Source organism: Massilia sp. LXY-5, assembly GCF_059801075.1.
This window is the reverse complement of sequence record NZ_JBNNEH010000011.1, coordinates 2,501-6,186: the sequence shown is the minus strand read 5'-3', so window position 1 is coordinate 6,186 and position 3,686 is coordinate 2,501. Positions and strand designations below refer to the sequence as shown.

The 3,686-nt window shown below is 53.2% G+C and carries 6 tRNA genes and 2 rRNA genes (1 of these 8 cut by a window edge); all 8 read right to left on the bottom strand.

From position 1 onward, the window contains the following. Positions 1-104: 104 nt before the first annotated feature. Positions 105-180: transfer RNA gene (locus ACI48I_RS24080), tRNA-Lys, on the bottom strand. Between the two features lie 9 nt (positions 181-189). Continuing rightward, positions 190-264: transfer RNA gene (locus ACI48I_RS24075), tRNA-Gln, on the bottom strand. A gap of 16 nt (positions 265-280) precedes the next feature. Then, a tRNA-Val gene (locus ACI48I_RS24070) sits at positions 281-356 on the bottom strand. A gap of 7 nt (positions 357-363) precedes the next feature. Then, a tRNA-Glu gene (locus ACI48I_RS24065) sits at positions 364-438 on the bottom strand. Positions 439-447: 9 nt separating this feature from the next. Next, positions 448-520: transfer RNA gene (locus ACI48I_RS24060), tRNA-Thr, on the bottom strand. 3 nt (positions 521-523) lie between these two features. Next, a tRNA-Asn gene (locus ACI48I_RS24055) sits at positions 524-599 on the bottom strand. A gap of 5 nt (positions 600-604) precedes the next feature. Next, positions 605-721: ribosomal RNA gene (rrf, locus tag ACI48I_RS24050) — 5S ribosomal RNA — on the bottom strand. Positions 722-855: 134 nt separating this feature from the next. Next, a 23S ribosomal RNA gene (locus ACI48I_RS24045) occupies positions 856-3,686 on the bottom strand (it continues 115 nt past the right edge of the window).

The window sequence follows — 3,686 nt, the reverse complement described above, 5'->3', positions numbered from 1 at the left end:
GACGCTAGATCCTAAGTCTAGTGCGTCTGCCAATTCCGCCACACGCGCACAATCATACTTCATTTACCTAAGCAATGTCAAGCAACTAATTGCTAAAGGTTAAATGGTGAGCCATGAAGGACTCGAACCTTCGACACCCTGATTAAAAGTCAGGTGCTCTACCAACTGAGCTAATGGCTCTCAATAAAATGGCTGGGGATATAGGATTCGAACCTATGGATGACGGAGTCAAAGTCCGTTGCCTTACCGCTTGGCTAATCCCCAATAATGGAAGAAACAATGGTGGAGGCTGAGGGGTTCGAACCCCCGACCCTCTGCTTGTAAGGCAGATGCTCTCCCAGCTGAGCTAAGCCTCCGTATGTATGGTGACCCGTAGGGGACTCGAACCCCTGTTACCTCCGTGAAAGGGAGGTGTCTTAACCACTTGACCAACGGGCCGTAATACAAAGCTCTCAACCGGGATCGAACCGGTGACCTCATCCTTACCATGGATGCACTCTACCTACTGAGCTATGAGAGCAAGTGGCTCCCCGAACAGGACTCGAACCTGTGACAACTCGATTAACAGTCGAGTGCTCTACCAACTGAGCTATCAGGGAATATTGCTTGGCGGCGTCCTACTCTCCCAGGACCCTTCGGTCCAAGTACCATCGGCGCTGGAGGGCTTAACGGTCGTGTTCGGGATGGGTACGCGTGGAACCCCTCCGCCATCGCCACCAAACGGTTCAAGCGCTTAATCGCTTGAAAACTGGATACGAAACGTTTTTGCGTATTAGTCCCTACTGGGTTTCCCGCCAAGCCCGAAAAGTATTAGGAATACTCTCCGAAGCCTCCGCTTCACTTTTTGGGGTGTTTTTGGATAAGCCCTCGACCGATTAGTACCTGTCAGCTCCATACCTTGCGGCACTTCCACCTCAGGCCTATCAACCTCGTCGTCTTCAAGGGGTCTTACATACTGGGAAATCTCATCTTGAGGGGGGCTTCACGCTTAGATGCTTTCAGCGCTTATCCCGTCCGCACTTAGCTACCCAGCTGTGCTCCTGGCGGAACAACTGGTGCACCAGCGGTGCGTCCATCCCGGTCCTCTCGTACTAAGGACAGCTCCTCTCAAATTTCCTACGCCCACGACAGATAGGGACCGAACTGTCTCACGACGTTCTGAACCCAGCTCGCGTACCGCTTTAATGGGCGAACAGCCCAACCCTTGGGACCTACTTCAGCCCCAGGATGCGATGAGCCGACATCGAGGTGCCAAACCTCCCCGTCGATGTGGACTCTTGGGGGAGATAAGCCTGTTATCCCCAGGGTAGCTTTTATCCGTTGAGCGATGGCCCTTCCATGCGGTACCACCGGATCACTAAGCCCGACTTTCGTCCCTGCTCGACTTGTCAGTCTCGCAGTCAAGCTCCCTTTTGCCTTTGCACTCTTCGAATGATTTCCAACCATTCTGAGGGAACCTTGGGGCGCCTCCGTTACTCTTTAGGAGGCGACCGCCCCAGTCAAACTGCCCGCCTGACACTGTCCCCGTACCGGTTCACGGTACCAGGTTAGAACTCCGATACGATCAGGGTGGTATCCCAACGGCGCCTCCATGGAAGCTTGCGCTCCCACTTCCTAGGCTCCCACCTATCCTGTACAAATCGTATCAAAGTCCAATATCAAGCTGCAGTAAAGCTCCATGGGGTCTTTCCGTCTTGTCGCGGGTAACCTGCATCTTCACAGGTATTAAAATTTCACCGGATCTCTCGTTGAGACAGCGCCCAAGTCGTTACGCCATTCGTGCGGGTCAGAATTTACCTGACAAGGAATTTCGCTACCTTAGGACCGTTATAGTTACGGCCGCCGTTTACTGGGGCTTCGGTTCACAGCTTCGGGTTACCCCTAACCGCTCCCCTTAACCTTCCAGCACCGGGCAGGCGTCAGCCCGTATACTTCGCCTTGCGGCTTCGCACAGACCTGTGTTTTTGCTAAACAGTCGCTTGGGCCTTTTCACTGCGGCCCCCTCGAGCTATTCACTCTACCGGGGCACCCCTTCTCCCGAAGTTACGGGGTCATTTTGCCGAGTTCCTTAACGAGAGTTCTTCCGCGCGCCTTAGAATTCTCTTCTCGCCTACCTGTGTCGGTTTGCGGTACGGGCACCTTCTCCTCACTAGAGGCTTTTCTTGGCAGTCTGAGATCATGACCTTCGGTACTGTAAATTTTCCCTCCCCATCACAGCCTAGCCTTACGATGTGCGGATTTGCCTACACACCAGCCTCACTGCTTAGACGAGCATCCATCCGCTCGCGTCACTACCCTACTGCGTCACCCCATCGCTATTAACGGATTACGGTGGTACAGGAATTTCTACCTGTTGTCCTTCGACTACGCCTTTCGGCCTCGCCTTAGGTCCCGACTTACCCTGAGCGGACGAACCTTCCTCAGGAACCCTTAGGCTTTCGGCGGATCAGATTCTCACTGATCTTTTCGTTACTTATACCGGCATTCTCACTTGTATACTCTCCAGCGCTCCTTACGGTACACCTTCTACGTATATACAACGCTCCCCTACCCCTGATACGAATGTATCAAGCCATAGCTTCGGTGGTGTGTTTAGCCCCGTTACATTTTCGGCGCAGAGTCACTCGACCAGTGAGCTATTACGCACTCTTTCAATGGTGGCTGCTTCTAAGCCAACATCCTGGTTGTCTGTGCAACTCCACATCCTTTCCCACTTAACACACACTTCGGGACCTTAGCTGATGGTCTGGGCTGTTTCCCTTTTGACAATGGATCTTAGCACTCACTGTCTGACTCCCGGCTATTAGTCTATGGCATTCGGAGTTTGACTGAGCTTGGTAACCCTTGGCGGGCCCCGCACCCAATCAGTGCTCTACCTCCACGACTATTCCACCGAGGCTAGCCCTAAAGCTATTTCGGGGAGAACCAGCTATCTCCGAGTTCGATTGGAATTTCTCCGCTACCCCCACCTCATCCCCGCACTTTTCAACGTACGTGGGTTCGGGCCTCCAGTGCGTGTTACCGCACCTTCACCCTGGACAGGGGTAGATCACACGGTTTCGGGTCTACGCCTACAAACTTCATTCGCCCTATTCAGACTCGCTTTCGCTGCGGCTCCGGCTTCTCACCTTAACCTTGCTTGCAAACGTAACTCGCCGGTTCATTCTACAAAAGGCACGCCATCACCCGTGATGAAACAGAGTTTCATCATAGGGCTCTGACTTCTTGTAAGCACACGGTTTCAGGATCTCTTTCACTCCCCTTCCGGGGTGCTTTTCACCTTTCCCTCACGGTACTGCTTCACTATCGGTCGCTAGGGAGTATTTAGCCTTACCAGATGGTCCTGGCGGATTCATACGGGGTTTCACGTGCCCCGCACTACTCGGGATCCGTCTCGGAGGGATTAGACTTTCGGTTACAGGGCTTTTACCTTCTTTGCCGGGCCTTTCCAGACCTCTTCGCCTACCCTAATCCTTGGTAACTCCATGTGAGACGTCCCACAACCCCAGAGAGCAAGCTCTCTGGTTTAGGCTTCTCCGCGTTCGCTCGCCGCTACTGACGGAATCACTCTTGTTTTCTCTTCCTCAGGGTACTTAGATGTTTCAGTTCCCCTGGTCTGCCTCTTCATCACCTATGTATTCAGTGATGAGTGACTGGGTATTACTCCAGCCGGGTTTCCCCATTCG